This is a genomic window from Nordella sp. HKS 07 (assembly GCF_011046735.1).
Classification (GTDB): Bacteria; Pseudomonadota; Alphaproteobacteria; order Rhizobiales; family Aestuariivirgaceae; genus Taklimakanibacter.
This window is the reverse complement of record NZ_CP049258.1, coordinates 1,189,484-1,206,615: the sequence shown is the minus strand read 5'-3', so window position 1 is coordinate 1,206,615 and position 17,132 is coordinate 1,189,484. Positions and strand designations below refer to the sequence as shown.

Genomic DNA, 17,132 nt, shown 5'->3' with positions numbered 1-17,132 from the left:
GGGATACGCACTAAGCAACAAGCCGAAAAGCGGAGAGCCGGTTTTCGGATGCCTAGAGAGTAAGTGTAACGAAGTCAGTATGAGCGGGCGGATCACCGATTTGCCGCCCGCGATCCCCCAAGTGGCGTCCGGCAATAGGGCCGGCGCCAGAAGGCCCATAGGGGATGCCGTCCACGGAGTAGGTGAACGCAAGTCTAGCGGCGGCCAAGGGCAATCAGGAAAATCACATGTTCACGATAGACGTTGAAGAGATCGAATGGGGCGGCAAGAAGCTACGCCTCGAAACCGGACGCATGGCCAGACAGGCCGACGGCGCTGTCCTCGCCACCTACGGTGAAACCACCGTCCTCGCCACCGCAGTGGCGGCCCGCTCGGAAAAGCCCGGAATCGATTTCTTCCCGCTGACCGTCAACTATCAAGAGAAGACCTACGCCGCCGGCAAGATCCCCGGCGGCTATTTCAAACGTGAAGGCCGTCCCACCGAGCGCGAGACACTGATCTCCCGCCTCATCGACCGGCCGATCCGTCCGCTGTTCGTCGAAGGCTTCCGCAACGAGACGCAGGTCATCGCGACCGTGCTGTCCTACGATCTCGAAAACGACTCCGACATCGTCGCTCTGGTCGCTTCGTCCGCGGCGCTGACGCTTTCCGGCATCCCCTTCATGGGTCCGGTCGGTGCGGCGCGCGTCGGCGTTGTCGATGGTGAGTTCGTGCTCAATCCGACGATCGAGCAGATGAAGACGTCGGAGCTAGATCTCGTCGTCGCCGGCACCCAGGATGCGGTGCTGATGGTGGAATCGGAAGCAAAGGAGCTTTCGGAAGAGCAGATGCTCGGCGCCGTCATGTTCGGACATGCGCATTTCCAGCCGGTGCTCGAGGCGATCATCCGCCTGGCCGAGCGTTCGGCGCGCCAGCCGCGCGACTTCACGCCGCCGGATCAGGAGGCGCTGTTCAATTCGGTGAAGCAGATCGCCGAAGCGGATCTTCGTTCGGCCTATGCCATCGCCAAGAAGGAAGATCGCCAGGAAGCCGTCGCCAAGGCGAAGGACAAGGTGCTGGCTGCCCTCGTGGTCGAAGGACAGGAAGATGCGCCGGCCGCCAACAAGGTCGGCGAGGCGTTCAAGCATCTCGAGAAGGACATCGTCCGCAACAGCATCCTCGACACCGGCCACCGCATCGACGGGCGCAATCTCGTCACTGTGCGTCCAATCGTGGCGGAGGCTTCGGTTCTGCCGCGCACGCATGGTTCGGCTCTGTTCACCCGCGGCGAAACCCAGGCGCTGGTGGTCACCACGCTCGGCACCGGCGAGGACGAGCAGTATATCGACTCGCTTGAAGGGACCTACAAAGAGACTTTCATGCTGCACTACAACTTCCCGCCCTTCTCGGTCGGTGAAACGGGTCGCCTCGGCGGCGCCGGTCGGCGCGAAATCGGCCATGGCAAGCTTGCCTGGCGCGCCATCCATCCGATGCTGCCGCCCACCGACCAGTTCCCCTATACGATCCGCGTCGTCTCGGAGATCACCGAGTCGAACGGTTCGTCCTCGATGGCTTCGGTCTGCGGCGCCTCGCTGTCGCTGATGGATGCGGGCGTGCCGCTGCGCGCTCCCGTGGCGGGCATCGCCATGGGCCTCATCAAGGAAGGCGAGCGCTTCGCGGTGCTCTCCGACATCCTGGGTGACGAGGACCATCTCGGCGATATGGACTTCAAGGTGGCCGGCACCGCCAACGGCGTGACCTCGCTGCAGATGGACATCAAGATCACCGGCATCACCGAAGACATCATGAAGACGGCGCTGTGGCAGGCCAAGGACGGCCGGCTGCACATCCTCGGCAAGATGTCGGAAGCGCTCGAAAAGGCGCGTCCGGGCCTCGGTGAGCATGCGCCGCGCATCGAAGTGATCACCATCCCGACCGACAAGATCCGCGAAGTGATCGGCACCGGCGGCAAGGTGATCCGCGAGATCGTCGAGAAGACCGGCGCCAAGATCGACATCTCCGACGACGGCACCGTCAAGGTCGCGTCCTCGTCGGGTCCGGCGATCGAAGCGGCGATGAAGTGGATCAAGTCGATCGTGTCGGAGCCGGAAGTCGGCGAGATCTATGACGGCAAGGTCGTCAAGGTCGTCGATTTCGGCGCCTTCGTGAACTTCTTCGGCGCCCGCGACGGCCTCGTCCACGTGTCGGAACTGGCGCCGCGCCGCGTCGCCAAGGTCTCTGACGTCGTCAATGAAGGCGACATGGTCAAGGTGAAGCTGCTTGGCTTCGACAATCGCGGCAAGGTGCGCCTGTCGATGAAGCAGGTCGACCAGCAGACCGGCGAGGACATTTCCAAGAAGCAGGCGGAAGAAGAGCCGGCGGCCGAAGGCACCAACGAGTAAGATCGCTCGATATTGAGAGTTTGGAAGGCGCGGGAGTATCTCCCACGCCTTTTTTTATGTGCTCGTCATCCCGACGAGAGTCGCGATCGCATGCACACATCTCGCGAGGGATGCGGTTCTCCCCCCCTCGCCCCGCGGAAGCGGGGAGAGGGAGGGGCCCATTGCGAAGCAATGGGAAGGTGAGGGGCACCCGGTCTCTTGGCGCAATGATGAGCAGATCTATCGCGATTGCTGCGTAGAAGGGTAACAAGGATGCCCCTCACCCTCCTAACGCTGGCGCGTTGGGCCCCTCCCTCTCCCCTCTTTGAGGGGCGAGGGGTGACCTGCATCCCTCACGAGATGTGTGAATACGATAGTGACTTGCGCAGGGATGACGGGGCTTTGGTTGACCTGATCTCCTCCGCTTAGTAAGCCGGCATCATGCTTCCCCTCGTGATGATACCGGCGCTGTGCTGCGATGAAGGCCTTTACGACGATGTAAAGGACCGCTTTGCCGATCTCGTGAATCCCCGGATCGTCATTCCCTATGAGAACAGCCTTGCAGCCTGCGTCGAAAAGGTGCTTGCCGCCGTCGAGGGCGACTTCATCATCATGGGCACATCCTTCGGCGGACATGTCGCGCGTGAGACGGCGCTCGCGGCGCCTGGACGCGTGAAGGGCCTGTGGATCATCGGGGCAGGGGCGGGCGCCGTCGCCAATCAGCAGGCCGGCTTCGAGCGCGGCGCCAAATTGCGCGACGGCCGAGCCGAGGAGGTCTATCGCCAGTTCGCCGAAACCATCACCCACCTGCCCGGCGAACGGGGGCAGGCGGCGGCGGATCAGTTCCTCGCCATGGCGCGCCGCGCCGATCCTGAGAAAGTGGCGCGGCAATCAGATGCCCTGGCGGTGCGCGCCGACCGCTGGGCCGATCTGCCCCGGATCGCCTGCCCAAGCCTGCTGATGTGGGGCGTCCACGACCAGTTTTCCCCGGCGGCGGACGGCTTGCGCATGGCCGGCCTCATTCCCCATGCGCGCTATGTCGAGATCGCCGACTGTGGTCATCTGCCGACGCTCGAGACCCCGGAGGAAGTGGTCGATGCGGCCCGGCACTGGCTGGCTGACATCCGTATTTGATATTTCCCCGGACTGTTATATTATAACAGTCATGTCTTTCCCCGACCCCCGGCACAACCATGCGCATTGCACCGCCGATCTGGTGAAGCGGGCCGAGCGTATCTGCGCGCGCCGCGGCTCCAAGCTCACCAGCCAGCGGCGCGACGTGCTCGATTGTGTCGCCCAGAGCCACCAGGCGGCCGGCGCCTATGAGATCATCGAGCGCATGGCGGCCAACGGCCCGCGTCCGGCGCCCATAACCGTCTACCGCGCCCTCGACTTCCTCCTGGCGCATGGGCTGGTGCACAAGATCGAGAGCCGCAACGCTTTCATCGCCTGCTCGCATGCGCATGAGGGCGAGCCCGCGGCACTCCTCATCTGCGAAGGCTGCGGCATCGTCGCGGAGCTCGACAGTCCGGAAGCTTTTGCATGCCTCGCCCGTCAGGCGGCGGTGCAGGGTTTCAGGGCCGAACGCACCATGGTCGAGCTTTCGGGCCGCTGCAGCCATTGCGCCGGGAGCGCCTGACCCCATGGATGCGCTGGTGCCAAGCGAGCCCTTGATCGAAGGCCTGGGACTTTCCCTCAAATATGGCAAACGCGTCATTCTCGATCATGTCGATATCGAGGTGATGCCGGGTGAGATCGTCACCCTCATCGGGCCCAATGGAGCGGGAAAGTCGTCGCTGGTCCGCGTCCTGCTGGGGCTGCAGAGACTGAGCGGCGGACGTATCAAGCGCAAGGCCGGCTTGCGCGTCGGCTATGTGCCGCAGCGTTTTCCGTTGACGCCGAACGTGCCGCTCGATGTGAAGCGCCTGCTCTCCCTCACCTTGCGGGCCGCCCCCGCTGACATCGATGCCGCACTCGCCGAGACGGGCATATCGCATCTGAAGGACGCTGCCGTCGCCTCGCTGTCGGGCGGCGAGGTGCAGCGCGCGCTCCTGGCGCGGGCGCTGTTGCGCAAGCCGGAGCTCCTGGTGCTCGACGAGCCGGTGCAGGCGGTCGACTTCATCGGCGAGACGAAACTCTATGAACTCATTTCGCGGATCCGCCGCACTCATGGCTGCGGCATATTGATGGTGAGCCACGATCTTCACATGGTCATGGCGGAGAGCGATCGCGTGATCTGCCTCAACGGCCATATCTGCTGCGAAGGCGGGCCTGAAACGGTGCGCCAGAACCCCGAATTCATGAAGCTCTTCGGCCCGCAGGCGGCGCGCGTGATCGCGGCCTATTCGCATCACCACGATCATGATCACGAAAGTCATGACCATTCCCACGACCGTGACCACAAGCATCATGACCACAAGCATTGAGCAGCCTCACCCCTTCCCGCAACAGTGATGTCCATCCTCTCTGAACCATTCTTCATTCGCGCCCTCATAGCCGGACTTGGTATCGCGGTGATCGCCGGACCCATCGGCTGCTTCATCGTCTGGCGGCGCATGGCCTATTTCGGCGAGACGCTCGCCCATGCCTCGCTGCTGGGCGTGGGCTTGGGTCTTTTGTTCGGCGTCGATCTCACGCTCGGCGTCATCGCGACGACGGTCGCCGTCGCGGTCGCCCTTCTGGCGCTGCGCTCGCAACGCGAGCTCGCGACCGACACGCTGCTCGGCATCCTCTCGCATGGCGCGCTTGCCGCCGGCATCGTCGTGGCGAGCCTCCTCACCTGGGTGCGCTTCGATCTGATGAGCCTGCTTTTCGGCGACATCCTCACCGTTTCCGCTGGCGACATCCTCTGGGTCTGGCTCGGCGGGGTCGCGATGATGATCGGGCTTGCGTTCCTGTGGCGCGATCTCCTGGCGCTCACCGTTCACGAGGAGCTGGCGACAGCCGAGGGCGTCAAGGCGCAAAGAGTGGAAGTGGGTTTCGTGCTCCTCATCGCGGTGCTGATCGCGGTCGCCATGAAGATCGTCGGCATTCTCCTGATCACGGCTCTGCTCATCATCCCGGCGGCGGCGGCCCGGCGCATGGCGCGCTCGCCCGAAGCCATGGCGGTGTCGGCGAGCCTCCTCGGCATGGTTGCGGTGGTGGCGGGCCTCGTATTGTCGGCGCTCATCGACTCGCCCTCCGGCCCCTCGATCGTGCTGATGGCTGCGGCGCTGTTTGTCTTGACCTTGACGCTGCCGAAGACCAATTAAGCCCGCATGCTACTTCCGCGCAGAACCTCCATCGGTGTTTCGACCGGTTCCGTCCAGATCGGCGGCGGGGCGCCGATCGTCGTCCAGTCGATGACCAATACCGACACGGCCGATATCGAGGGCACCGCCCGGCAGATCGCCGCTCTCAATCGCGCCGGCTCCGAGATCGTCCGCATCACGGTCGATCGCGAGGAGGCCGCGGCCGCCGTTCCCCATATCCGCGACAAGGTCGCGGCCAAGGGCCTCGACGTGCCGATCGTCGGCGACTTCCATTACAACGGCCATATGCTGCTCAGCCAGTATCCGGCCTGTGCCGAGGCGCTCGCCAAATACCGCATCAATCCCGGCAATGTCGGCTTCAAGGAGAAGAAGGACCGCAACTTCGGCACGATGATCGAGACGGCCATGCAGTTCGACAAGCCGATCCGCATCGGTGTGAACTGGGGCTCGCTCGATCAGGCGCTGCTGACCGAGCTCATGGACCGCAATGCAAAGTCGGCTGCGCCCATCGACGCGCGCGCGGTGATGCATGAGGCGGTTGTGCAGTCGGGCGTGCTGTCGGCCGAGCGCGCGCGCGAGCTGGGCCTCGGCGCCGAGAAGATCATCATCTCGGCGAAATGCTCGGAAGTGCAGGATCTGATCGCCGTCTATCGGCTCCTCGCCAGGCGTTGCGATTACGCCTTGCATCTGGGCCTCACCGAAGCGGGCATGGGCTCGAAAGGCATCGTCGCCTCGACGGCCGCACTCGCCGTCCTGCTCCAGGAAGGCATAGGCGACACGATCCGCATCTCGCTCACGCCCGAACCCGGCGGCGACCGCACCCGCGAGGTGATCGTGGCGCAGGAGATCCTGCAGACGATGGGCTTGCGTTCCTTCGCGCCCATGGTCATCGCATGTCCCGGCTGCGGGCGCACCACCTCGACGGTGTTCCAGGAACTGGCGCAGGACATCCAGACCTATGTGCGCGACCGCTTGGTCGACTGGCGGCGCGATTATCCGGGCTTCGAGACGCTGTCGCTCGCGGTCATGGGCTGCATCGTCAACGGTCCGGGCGAATCGAAACATGCCGATATCGGCATCTCGCTGCCGGGAACCGGCGAACTGCCTTCCGCGCCCGTCTATGTCGACGGCAAGAAGGTCGCCACTTTGCGCGGCGCCGACATCGCCAACCAGTTCAAGGGCATCGTCGAGAATTACGTCAGGGAGCGATGGGGCTCGGTTTAATTCTCTGCTGGACAGCGGATTGACATTGAACTCTGTTCTTATTTCGTTCTATATTCCGCCTCCCATCATCATGAAGAGAGGCCCCCTCATGACCCGTCCCTTCAGCTTTTCCGACCGCCAGCATTTCGTGCAATGCCTGGCCATCGTGCGCAATCTCTCCATCGCCTGCGCAATGGGCGAGCGGCCCGATTCGGAACTCGGCAAGCGCTGCAATATGCTGGTGACCTCGGTCGATGACGTGATGGGCGAACTCGTCGGCGACTCGGCCTATTTCCACGTCCAGGATGGAGCCAACCGAGCATAGGGGTGCGTATGCAGACGAGACGCTTCGGAGCAGCGGGACGCGATGTCCCGGTCATCGGCCAGGGCAGCTGGTATATCGAGCATGCGGAGAAGACGAGCGCTATCGCCGCCCTGCGGCGCGGGCTCGATCTCGGCATGACTCATATCGATACCGCCGAGATGTATGGCTCAGGCCAAGCGGAGACGATCATCGGCGAGGCCGTCAAGGGCCGGCGCGAAGAGGTCTTCATCGTTTCCAAGGTGCTGCCCAGCAATGCGTCCAGGGCCGGTACGAAGCGTGCCTGCGAGGCATCGCTCAAGCGTCTCGGCACCGACCGGCTCGATTGCTATCTTCTCCACTGGCGCGGGCAATATGCTCTCGCCGAGACCTTCCAGGCTTTCGAGGACCTGAAAGGCGAGGGCAAGATCCTCTCCTGGGGCGTCAGCAATTTCGATGAAGGCGATCTCGCAGAGGCGCTCAGCGTCGCGGGACCCGGCAGGATCGCCTGCAATCAGGTGCTCTATCACCTGGAGGAGCGCGCCATCGAGCATGCGGTCATTCCGTGGTGCGAGGCAAACGATGTCGCGGTGGTCGCCTATAGTCCCTTCGGCCATTCGGGTTTCCCCGACACCGCGAGCAAGAGCGGCAAGGTGCTGGCCGAGATCGCCGCCGTCCATCGCTCGAGCCCGCGCCAGGTGGCGCTCGCCTTGCTCACGCGCAGGCCTTCGCTCTTCGCCATTCCGAAAGCGGCCAAGCTCGCGCATGTCGAGGACAATGCGAAGGCGGGCGGGCTCGTCTTGAGCGCCGCCGAGATCCAGCGTCTCGATCAGGCCTTTCCGCTCGGCCGCAAACCGCGCGGCCTGCCGATGATCTGAAAACCTGATCTATTTCCGCCGTGCGACCACATAGTCCGCGGCGGCGGCCAGGATCGTCGCCTTGCCGGCAAAGAGTGCGAGCGCGTCCTTGGCTTCATCGACCAGTTTTCGCGCCTCGGCCTTGGCGCCATCGAGGCCGAGAAGATCGACATAGGTCGCCTTGCCGGCCACCTTGTCCTTGCCGGCCGTCTTGCCGAGCGTGGCGCTCGAGGCTTCGACATCGAGAATGTCGTCGGCGATCTGGAAGGCAAGTCCGATCCGGTCGGCATAGAGGCTCAATGCCGCGCGTTCGTTCGCGCCGGCTTTGCCCAATATGGCGCCGGCGCGCAAGGCGAAGCGGAAGAGGGCGCCCGTCTTCATCGCCTGCAAGGTGACGATGCGGCCGAGATCGGCGATTTTCTCGCTCTCGGCCGCGAGATCGAGCATCTGGCCACCGGCCATGCCGTCCTTGCCCGCCGCCTTGGCGAGCTCGGCGATGAGCTCGCCGCGCACCGAGGCGTCCGCATGCGTGGCCTCGCTGCTCAAAATCTCGAATGCGAAGGTGAGCAGCGCGTCGCCGGCGAGGATCGCGGTCGCCTCATCGAAGGCCTTGTGCACCGTGGGTCGGCCGCGGCGCAAATCGTCATCATCCATTGCCGGCAGATCGTCGTGCACGAGCGAATAGCAATGCACGCATTCGATCGCCGCGCCCGCCTGCAAGGCAGGGATTTCGCCGACCTCGAAGAGGCGGGCGCTCTCGGCGACGAAAAACGGCCTGATGCGTTTGCCTGGCGCCAGAAGGGCATAGCGCATCGCTTCGACGAGCCGCGGTGCAGGGGCGCCGCCAGTGGGCAACAGGCGTTCGAGATGGGCCGCTATGGTCCCGGCAAAGGCACTGAGACGCCGTTCGAACTCGGTTTGCGGGAGTGACGCCAAGATGCTGTCCTGTGCTAGGGTTCGGGCAAGCTGTAGAGAGAAGGGCAAGGAAACTCAACCTATGGGGCGCCGCGTATTGTATCGGGCCGGTCATGACTGATATCGAGGTCAGACGGCGGGCGCTTTTCCAGAGACGTGCGGCGCATCCCCCCACCGAAACGAGCGACGAGACCCCATCCGTGGCCTCCAAGACCTGGCGCATCACCGGCCTGCTCAAGCGCTTCGATCCCTGGCCGCGCCGGATCGCCACAGTGGCCATTATCGCCGCGCTATGGCCCGTCGTGATGACCCTGGTCTATACGGTCGTGCCGCCGCCCGCTTCCAATCTGATGATCACCCGGCTGTTCAGCGGCAATGGCATTGATTATCGATGGGTCAGCTTCGATGAGATATCGCCGCATCTGTCGCGCGCCGTCGTTTCCTCGGAGGATGCCCGCTTCTGCTCGCATAACGGCGTCGACTGGATCGAGTTCGGCGATGTGCTGGACGAGGCGACCGATGGCGACGGGGAAGGGCCGATCCGCGGCGCCAGCACCATCTCCATGCAGACTGCCAAGAATGTCTTCCTGTGGGATGGCCGCAGCCCGGTCCGCAAGGCGCTGGAGTTGCCGTTGGCCTACTGGATGGATCTGGTCTGGTCGAAGCGCCGCATGATCGAGATCTATCTCAATATCGTCGAATGGGCGCCCGGAATTTACGGAGCGGAAGCTGCCTCGCAATATCATTTCAAGAAACCCGCCGCCAAATTGTCGAAGCGGGAGGCCGCCCTCTTGGCGGCGGTCCTGCCCAATCCGATCAAGCGGAACGCCGGGAAGCCGTCCAAAAGGGTCAATCGCATCGCCCAGCGAATCATGGCCCGGATGAACATGATCGGTCCCTATGTGACTTGCCTCGGGCTTTGAAGCCCGCTATAAGCGCCCCAGATTTGGCGCCCCGGCCCGGCCGGGCTTGCGCCTTTTGTTTGATGGAGAGTTTAAATGGCCGTTCCACGCAAGAAGATGTCCCGCAGCCGCATCGGCATGCGCCGCTCGGGCCATAAGCTGCAGACCGTCACCTGGATCGAGGACAAGAAGTCCGGTGAATTGCGCCGTCCGCACCATGTCGATCTCAAGACCGGCATGTATAAGGGCCGCCAGATCCTGGAACCCAAGAGCGATTTCTGATCCGCTCAAGCTCAAGCATTTCGAGCGGGTTCTGAGGGGAATTCGTTCAAGCGGGGGCCGGCGCTTGCGCCGGCCTTAGCCTTTATTGCGGCTTCTGATCAGAATCAGTAATTCAGTCCCGCTTTGACGATGTTGATACGCAGATCGACATCGGCGTCGAAATTACCGCCATCACCCTCACACAGCTCGATGCTGTCGGAGCCCAGATCCACAAAATCGTATTCGAGGCCAGCCGACCAGTCGTCTGTGAAGGTCCATTCGATGCCCGCGCCCGCGGTCCCGCTGCGATTCCTTGTGGAATGCCGGAAGGCCGGCGATCTATGGGCCTAGCCATGGAAAGAGGATGGTGATGAAACTCTATTACCAGACGCATTCGCCTTACGCACGCAAGGCGCTGGTCTTTGCCCATGAAGCCGGATTGGCGGCGCAGATCGAGGTCATCCATCACGAGACCAGCCCGACGCGCCGCAATGATACGGTCTTCGCCGAGAATCCGCTCGGCAAAGTGCCGGTGCTCGTCCGACCAGGACTTGCGCCGATCTTCGATTCGGACGTCATCTGCGCTTATCTCGACACGTTGGCGCCCGAGCGCCGCCTGATCCCGCGGGAGGGCGAGGCGCGCTGGACAGCCTTGCGCCTGCAAGCCGTGGCGCAGGGCCTCTGCGAGGCCGGCATCGCTCTGCGCTGGGAGACCGTGCGCCGCCCGGCCGAGCTGCGCTACGCGCCGCTGCGTGACGGCTATGTCGAGAAACTGGTCTCAAGCTATGACTGGCTCGAGACTAATCTGGATGTATCGACACCCCTCCATGTCGGCCATATCGCACTCGCGACGGCGCTCGACTGGATCATATTCCGCGGCCTGCCTTCCTTCCGAGCCGGCCGGCCTCGCCTGACAGCGTGGTTCGATGAATTCGCCGCTCGTCCCGCCATGCAGGCGACACCGCTTTCGGGGGAAACGCGGGACTAGTGTGCTGAACGCGAAGTTCCTGATATCAGGCGGCTTGCACCGACAGGAATTTCGCGTTCAAAAGCACACTAGAATCATTAGGTTTTCTAGTGTCCTTCCGAATCCGAAGTTCGCTCGGAAGATCCCGCTGGCTGTGGCGAGCTTCGGATTCGGGACACTAGATTCATTCCGCGAGTGGGCCGTTAACCATCCCCTCAAAGGGAAGTTTAGGTATTCGCCCTTAGCTTGCGCCGCACTCATCATGGGGCGGAATGGAACAGCTGCTGAAATGGGTGCCGCCGGCCTTGCGACAGCCGGCCGAAACGTTGCTCTGCAGCAGCGGTGAAGGTGCACGTTCGGGCCGCGGCGCGCTCATTGCCTTCGCCATCCGTATCGCCTCTGCCTGTCTCGCCTTTCTCAGCCAAATTCTGCTCGCCCGCTGGATGGGCGCCTTCGAATTCGGCATCTTCACTTATGGCTGGGTGTGGGTGCTGGTCCTGGGCTCTCTGGTGTCGGTCGGCTTCGCCACCTCGGTGATGCGCTTCCTTCCGCAATATCGCGAACAGGAGAAATGGGAGCTGTTCCACGGCTTCCTGCGCGCCGGGCGCATGATCGTCCTCGTCCTCGGCGCCATCATCGCGCTCATTGCCGTTCTGCTCATCAGGGATTGGAGCGGACTCATCGAGCCGGTCTATCTCGTTCCGCTCGGTCTCGCGCTGGTGAGCTTGCCGGCCTATGGCCTCACCGATTTCCAGGATGGCGTGGGCCGCGCGCAAGGCTGGATCGATCTGGCGCTTTTCCCGCCCTATATCCTGCGACCCATCCTGCTCTTCGTCTGCATTGGTATCTTCTACTGGGCAGCGCGTCCGCCCGACGCCGCGACGGCGGCGCTGGCGCTGGTGCTCGCCTGCTGGCTAACCGCGATCGCGCAATATCTGGCACTCAGAAAACGTCTCGAACGGTCGACGCCGAGAGCGCAGCCGGCCTACATGTTGGCGAACTGGACCCGCACCTCGCTGCCGCTCTTCATGATCGACGGCTTCACGCTGTTCATCCTCAATCTCGATGTGCTGCTGCTCGAATATCTGCGCGTGCCGCCGGACCGGATCGGCATCTATTTCGCGGCGCTGAAAACCATCTCCCTCGTCGCCTTCGTGCATTTCTCGATCGGCGCTGTGGCGATGCCGCGTTTCGCCATCCTGCACGCCCGCGGCGATCTGGCCGAGATTCGGGCCTTCCTCACCCGCATGCAGAACTGGTGCTTCTGGCCTTCTCTGCTGGCGGCGGCCTTCCTGCTCGCTCTCGGCAAGCCGCTGCTCTGGCTGTTCGGCCCGGACTTCCTGGCGGCCTACCCGGTCATGTTCATCCTCGCTGTCGGCCTCCTGGCCCGCGCCTTCGCCGGCCCGGCGCAGAACTTGCTTGCCGTATCGGGACATCAGGACAAGGCGGCGATGATCTTGCTTGCAACATTCCTGCTCAATGGCGGTTTGGGGCTGGCCCTCATCCCGCGCTATGGCATCGAGGGCGCCGCGGTCGCCATTTCGGCCGCCTTCACCTTCGAGGCGATCGCCACGCTGCTGGTCACGTGGCGTCTTTTTCCCGCGCAGGGACCGAGGCCATGAATATGTTGCCGGTGACGGGCAGCGCTGAGACCATCAGAATTGAGATACTGGCGACGCTTGCCGAATTCGAGCGGATCTCGGCGCCCTGGCGGTCCCTCGGCGCGCGCAGTTTCGTCCCCGCCGGTTCCGCCCTGCAGGCCTGGCTCGCGCCGGCATTGATGCACTATTCGGCGCAGCTTCCCGCCGAAATAGTGGCGCTTTGGCGCGGCGAGGAACTCTGCGGTGTCTTCGCCCTCAAAGCCGGCCACGGCCTCGTGCGGCGCGCCTGGACATCGCCCCTGAGCTTCTCCGGCACGCCGCTGATCGGCGCGGAAGATCCAAAATCCACGCTCAAGGCGTTTCTGACGGCGCAGCGCGGCCGGGCAATTCAATTCCGCGCGCTTCCGGTCTCCGGCCCATTCTGGGACATGCTCGGCGAGGCCGTCGCGGAAGGCGGGGGAGCCATCGAGATTATCTCCCGCTGGGAAAGAGCGGCGCTTGGGTTCCAGGGCAGATTCGAGGACTGGGTCTCGCACAATTTCGAGCGCAAGCGGCGCAAGGAATATCGCCGGCTCAGATCCAGGCTCGGCGAGGAGGGCAAGCTCGATTGCACCGCTTGGGAACCCGGTGATCCGGTCGATCCCTGGGTGGATGCGTTGATCGCCCTCGAGGCCAAAGGCTGGAAAGGCCAGCGCGGCACGGCACTTGCAGCCGATTCGGTCATGGCCACAGCATTCCGCGAAGCGGTCCATCTCCTCAGCGCCGAGGGCAGCCTCCGGTTCTGGAAAATCGCGCTCGACGGCAAGCCCGTCGCCATGATGTCCGGCATCGTCCAGGGTGCGCAGGGCTGGCTCGGCAAGATCGCCTATGACCAGGACTTCGCCCGCTATTCGCCGGGCGTCATGCTGATCCTCGAGGCGACCGAAAGGCTGCTCGACAAGGAACGCCTGGCGCTCGTCGATTCATGCGCCATACCCGGCCATCCGATGATCAGCAATATCTGGCGCGACCGGATTGCGCTCTGCGATGTGATGATCCGCGGGCCTGAGCTTTCATCGGCGGCCTTCCGCCTGCTGGTCGAGGCCGAGAAGGGACGCATCGCGGCGCGCGCTTTGGCCAAGACCATGTACTATCGGATCATGAGGAGAAGAGAATCATGAGCATCGTCACCGTCGACGCCCAAGTGGCGCGCGAGAAGTTCCTCAAGGCGCCCTTCGCGCTCCAGCATGGTCTCGCCGATCATCCGCTGTTCACGCTCGAGCGGCTGATCCAACTCGCCCAGTCGATGCCGCGCGATCGCATCGAGTACAATTCCGGCAAGCTCCTGCCGGGCCAGAAGCCGGAAGACATCCCGAGCATCGACATGGCGCCGCCTGAGGTGATCAAGCGCATCGAGGAGGCCAATGCCTGGATGGTGATCAAGGGTGTCGAGCTCGATCCCGATTACGCGGCGATCCTCAAGGCCTTCGTCGATGCGGCACAGTCGGCGGCCGGCAAGAAGGCCGGCGATTACAGCGATCTCCAGGGCTATATCTTCGTCTCCTCGGCCAATTCGACAACACCTTTCCATGTCGATGCCGAGGAGAACATCCTGATCCAGATCAGGGGCGACAAATTCGTGCACATCTTCGAGAATGGCGACCGCGCGCTCATCTCCGAGGAGGCGCTCGAGATTTCTCCGTCCAAGCACCGCAACCAGCATTACGAACCGTCCTTCGAGCAACGCGCCCAGGTCTTCCCGATGAAGGAAGGCGATGCGGTGCATCTGCCCTATATGTGGCCGCATTGGGTGCGCACCGGCGGGCGCTATTCGGTGTCGATGGCGATGACGTGGAAGACGCCGGAAGTTAATCGTATGAACAAGATCAGGCTGATGAACGGCACGCTGCGCCATTTCGGCTGGCCGCAGCGCCCGCCCGCCGTCTCGCCGGTGATGGATGCTGCCAAGGTCTTCGCCCATGATGCGATGCGCGCGGTGATTGATCCCCTGCGCAAGTCGGAGGCCATGCGCCGTCTGCTGGGCGGCGCCATCTACGGCAAGAAGGCCAATTACTACTACGGCAAGGACGAGAAGAAGCCCGTGTAGCTATTGGTGCTGAAAGGGCCGCACCAAGTTACTTCAGGCTGACGAGATAATCGGCGATGGCCTGGAGATCGCCTTCCGGCAGTTTCGACAGGTTCGTCTGCACAGCCCCCATGCCGCCCGAGGACAGCTTATCGTAACCCAGCATCTCGCCGAACTGCATGGCGGAGATGAGGTCCTTGGCGTCCTTGTAGCGGCCGCGCTCGATGAGACCGCGCAGCGAAGGCACATTTCCGCTCCCTTCGAGACTCGGCGCGCCGGCAAACGCCCGCGTCTCGTCGAGTGTCATGAGCAACGTGCGCGGCGTATGGCACTGGGCGCAATGGCCGGGACCATTCACCAGATAGGCGCCGCGATTCCAGCTCGCCGTCTGCTGAGTGTCGGGCTGCCACTTCGCGTCGGAAAGGCCCAGATGATTCCACAGGCCGACGCCGCGGCGCAGGATGAAAGCCAGAGGAATGTCGGCGGGTCTCGCTTCGGACTTGACCGGCGCCAGTGTCATCAGGTGGCCGCGAATGTCGAGGATGTCCTCTCTACGCATCAATGCATAGGATGTGTAGGGAAAGGCCGGGATGGCATGGCTGCCCGCAGGCGAGAGGCCGCGCTCCAGCGCGTTGAGGAAATCGAGCTCGCTCCATTTTCCGATTCCCGTTTCCAGGTCGGGCGTCAGATTGGGCGGAAAGAAAATGCCGATCGGAGTCTTGAGCGGTGCGCCTCCGGAGGGCAGGTCGGCCGCCGCCGATGCATTAGCGGGATCAGGCTTGTGGCAGTTGAGGCAGCCGCCGATATTGTACATCAGGGCGCCATTGGTGAGATCGGCCTGATGCGCGGGCAGCGCATCAGGACCCAAGGGCCTGGGGGCGGAGAGAATCCACAAAACTGCCCCGCCCAGCAGGACCAGTCCCGCCAGGCCGAGCAGCCTCGATCGTGTAAGAAACCGGTTCTTCAGCGCACACTATTCCTTCGGGCGGCGATACTTGGTGTGACAGGCCTTGCAGGCCTCGCCCAGGCCGGCCAGAGCCGTCTTGAAACCCGCCTCGTCGGTCGTCGCCGCCATGGTCTCGACCGCCTTCAGGGCGTTGTTCTCGGCCGCCTTGACGCCTTCCGGATCGCTCCAGATCTCAGGCTTGGCATAGGTCTCGGGTGGACCTTTGTCACTGCGGGGAGTGAAGTTGGCGAAAGCCTGTTTCATGCCGGCCAGCATCGCATCGGCGCTGGTCTTGACGACGGCGGCGTCATAAGGCGCCTCGCCCTTGGCAATACCGGCGAAGACACCTATCGCCTTGCCGACCTGCTTCATTCCCGCCTGGCGGTCCTCTATGGGGCCGGCGAGGGCCAGAGTTGCACCCAGTCCCGTGAGAACCGCAAGAATGGTCATTGATTTCAATATCGTGGCTGGCTTCACCATGAATGTCTCCCGAATGGCATTGGCTCGCAACAGGAGTATACGCACAGAGACCTGTGGCAATTTCATCACGATTGATTGTTTTTTTGTCCCGCCATGAAATGGCCTGCCTTCAGCCGCGCGAGCGCCTGCCTCGCTCCCCATCTTTACATCATGAACGCAGGATGAACCGCTCGTTCGGATGTGTGTCAGTCGATGCGTTGTAGAGGGGTCTTAGGTAATTCTTAGATTCAGCGTGTTATGAGCGAAGATACCGAAGGAGAAGTTGTCATGCGTAGCGTCGAGGCGTCAGAACGCACAGAGCCCTATCAAGGGCACGTCAATCGGCCGGTGCGTGTCAGCCCCGAAATCGCTGAGTTCCTTCATATGCTGAATTCTCTCGAGAATCGTTTGGTCGAGAAGGCGAACGGAACCGACTGAGGCTCACCTCAGAAGACAAGATCCATCGATCCGAAGAGCGCCGGCATATCGTGCCGGCGTTTTCATTTCGTGCTTAAGGGAACGTTGCGCGGTACGTCGAAGGGTGTAACTCAGCGCAGGATCTTCTGGATCGCCGACTGCAATTCGCTGCGTCCCGCGGGCTTAGGCAGCGCCATGTCGAAGCATTCATGCCACTGGCCGCCCTTGTGCCAGTCCGCCAGATAGGCCGACAGCGCCATCAAGGGCGTGCGGGCGGCGCCACCGCCCAGAGCGCGGATCTCGCGCGCGGCGATCATGCCGTCCATCACCGGCATCTCGATATCGAGCAGGACCAGATCATAGGACTGGGTGCGCACTTGGTTCACCGCTTCCTCGCCATGCTCGACAGCGTCGACATCGCAACCCATCCGCCTCAGCAAGGCGGCTGTCACCAGACGGACGGTATCCGAATCCTCGGCAAAGAGGATGCGTGGGCGCGATCCGTCGAGGCACTTGAGCTGGGTCTGCATTGTCGGCGCCATATCCTGTGTGGTCTTCTTAGAGACCGGATTGTGCCCGCCAATTCCTGCCTAAATATTGTCGAATCGAAAAAGCGCCGCGCATAGC

The 17,132-nt window shown here is 63.0% G+C and carries 19 protein-coding genes; 15 read left to right on the top strand and 4 right to left on the bottom strand.

Going from position 1 to position 17,132, the window contains the following annotated elements; all coding sequences use genetic code 11:
- Window positions 1-227: 227 nt before the first annotated feature.
- The 8 genes from pnp to G5V57_RS05760 all read left to right on the top strand — a co-directional run bounded on the left by pnp (window position 228) and on the right by G5V57_RS05760 (window position 7,993).
- Window positions 228-2,381, top strand: a complete 2,154-nt coding sequence (gene pnp / locus G5V57_RS05795) for a polyribonucleotide nucleotidyltransferase (RefSeq protein WP_165166603.1) — start codon at window positions 228-230, stop codon at window positions 2,379-2,381.
- A 420-nt stretch (window positions 2,382-2,801) separates the two neighbouring features.
- Complete coding sequence (locus G5V57_RS05790; RefSeq protein ID WP_165166602.1) at window positions 2,802-3,494, top strand: alpha/beta fold hydrolase; 693 nt, start codon at window positions 2,802-2,804, stop codon at window positions 3,492-3,494.
- A 31-nt stretch (window positions 3,495-3,525) separates the two neighbouring features.
- Window positions 3,526-3,999, top strand: a complete 474-nt coding sequence (locus tag G5V57_RS05785) for a Fur family transcriptional regulator (protein WP_165166601.1) — start codon at window positions 3,526-3,528, stop codon at window positions 3,997-3,999.
- Between the two features lie 4 nt (window positions 4,000-4,003).
- Window positions 4,004-4,786 carry a metal ABC transporter ATP-binding protein gene (locus tag G5V57_RS05780; protein ID WP_165166600.1) on the top strand — a complete coding sequence of 261 codons (783 nt, stop codon included), beginning with the start codon at window positions 4,004-4,006 and terminating at the stop codon, window positions 4,784-4,786.
- 27 nt (window positions 4,787-4,813) lie between these two features.
- Window positions 4,814-5,611, top strand: coding sequence for an iron chelate uptake ABC transporter family permease subunit (locus G5V57_RS05775; protein WP_165166599.1), 798 nt, complete (start codon window positions 4,814-4,816; stop codon window positions 5,609-5,611).
- A 6-nt stretch (window positions 5,612-5,617) separates the two neighbouring features.
- A complete protein-coding gene (gene ispG / locus G5V57_RS05770) occupies window positions 5,618-6,835 on the top strand; it encodes a flavodoxin-dependent (E)-4-hydroxy-3-methylbut-2-enyl-diphosphate synthase (RefSeq protein ID WP_165166598.1) in 1,218 nt (405 codons plus the stop codon).
- 88 nt (window positions 6,836-6,923) lie between these two features.
- Window positions 6,924-7,139, top strand: a complete 216-nt coding sequence (locus G5V57_RS05765; RefSeq protein WP_165166597.1) for a hypothetical protein — start codon at window positions 6,924-6,926, stop codon at window positions 7,137-7,139.
- A gap of 8 nt (window positions 7,140-7,147) precedes the next feature.
- Window positions 7,148-7,993: an aldo/keto reductase gene (locus G5V57_RS05760; protein WP_165166596.1), complete on the top strand. Its 846-nt coding sequence runs from the start codon at window positions 7,148-7,150 to the stop codon at window positions 7,991-7,993.
- A 9-nt stretch (window positions 7,994-8,002) separates the two neighbouring features.
- On the opposite strand, the gene G5V57_RS05755 is transcribed toward G5V57_RS05760, so the two are convergent.
- Window positions 8,003-8,908 carry a polyprenyl synthetase family protein gene (locus tag G5V57_RS05755; RefSeq protein WP_246737549.1) on the bottom strand — a complete coding sequence of 302 codons (906 nt, stop codon included), beginning with the start codon at window positions 8,906-8,908 and terminating at the stop codon, window positions 8,003-8,005.
- A gap of 92 nt (window positions 8,909-9,000) precedes the next feature.
- Between G5V57_RS05755 and mtgA the strand changes: the two genes are divergently transcribed.
- The 6 genes from mtgA to G5V57_RS05725 all read left to right on the top strand — a co-directional run bounded on the left by mtgA (window position 9,001) and on the right by G5V57_RS05725 (window position 14,704).
- Window positions 9,001-9,810 (top strand): monofunctional biosynthetic peptidoglycan transglycosylase, encoded by an 810-nt coding sequence (gene mtgA / locus G5V57_RS05750; protein WP_165166595.1) that lies wholly within the window; start codon window positions 9,001-9,003, stop codon window positions 9,808-9,810.
- A 75-nt stretch (window positions 9,811-9,885) separates the two neighbouring features.
- A complete protein-coding gene (rpmF, locus tag G5V57_RS05745; RefSeq protein ID WP_119388249.1) occupies window positions 9,886-10,071 on the top strand; it encodes a 50S ribosomal protein L32 in 186 nt (61 codons plus the stop codon).
- A 349-nt stretch (window positions 10,072-10,420) separates the two neighbouring features.
- Complete coding sequence (locus G5V57_RS05740) at window positions 10,421-11,038, top strand: glutathione S-transferase family protein (protein WP_165166594.1); 618 nt, start codon at window positions 10,421-10,423, stop codon at window positions 11,036-11,038.
- Window positions 11,039-11,289: 251 nt separating this feature from the next.
- The gene (locus tag G5V57_RS05735) at window positions 11,290-12,639 is read left to right on the top strand and encodes a lipopolysaccharide biosynthesis protein (RefSeq protein ID WP_165166593.1); all 1,350 of its coding nucleotides are present in this window, start codon (window positions 11,290-11,292) and stop codon (window positions 12,637-12,639) included.
- Window positions 12,636-13,778 carry a GNAT family N-acetyltransferase gene (locus G5V57_RS05730; RefSeq protein ID WP_165166592.1) on the top strand — a complete coding sequence of 381 codons (1,143 nt, stop codon included), beginning with the start codon at window positions 12,636-12,638 and terminating at the stop codon, window positions 13,776-13,778. The genes G5V57_RS05735 and G5V57_RS05730 overlap by 4 nt, the downstream gene beginning before the upstream one ends.
- Window positions 13,775-14,704, top strand: coding sequence for a cupin-like domain-containing protein (locus G5V57_RS05725; protein ID WP_165166591.1), 930 nt, complete (start codon window positions 13,775-13,777; stop codon window positions 14,702-14,704). Before G5V57_RS05730 ends, G5V57_RS05725 begins: the two co-directional genes overlap by 4 nt.
- Before the next feature lie 28 nt (window positions 14,705-14,732).
- Here the strand turns inward: G5V57_RS05725 and G5V57_RS05720 are convergent, their stop codons facing one another.
- A complete protein-coding gene (locus G5V57_RS05720; protein ID WP_165166590.1) occupies window positions 14,733-15,578 on the bottom strand; it encodes a cytochrome c in 846 nt (281 codons plus the stop codon).
- A 78-nt stretch (window positions 15,579-15,656) separates the two neighbouring features.
- Window positions 15,657-16,109, bottom strand: a complete 453-nt coding sequence (locus tag G5V57_RS05715) for a cytochrome c (protein ID WP_165166589.1) — start codon at window positions 16,107-16,109, stop codon at window positions 15,657-15,659.
- A gap of 267 nt (window positions 16,110-16,376) precedes the next feature.
- On the opposite strand from G5V57_RS05715, the gene G5V57_RS05710 reads away from it, so the two are divergent.
- Entirely contained in the window at window positions 16,377-16,526 is a 150-nt protein-coding gene (locus G5V57_RS05710) for a hypothetical protein (RefSeq protein WP_165166588.1), read from the top strand.
- 110 nt (window positions 16,527-16,636) lie between these two features.
- Here the strand turns inward: G5V57_RS05710 and G5V57_RS05705 are convergent, their stop codons facing one another.
- A complete protein-coding gene (locus tag G5V57_RS05705) occupies window positions 16,637-17,035 on the bottom strand; it encodes a response regulator (protein WP_165166587.1) in 399 nt (132 codons plus the stop codon).
- Between the last annotated feature and the right edge of the window lie 97 nt (window positions 17,036-17,132).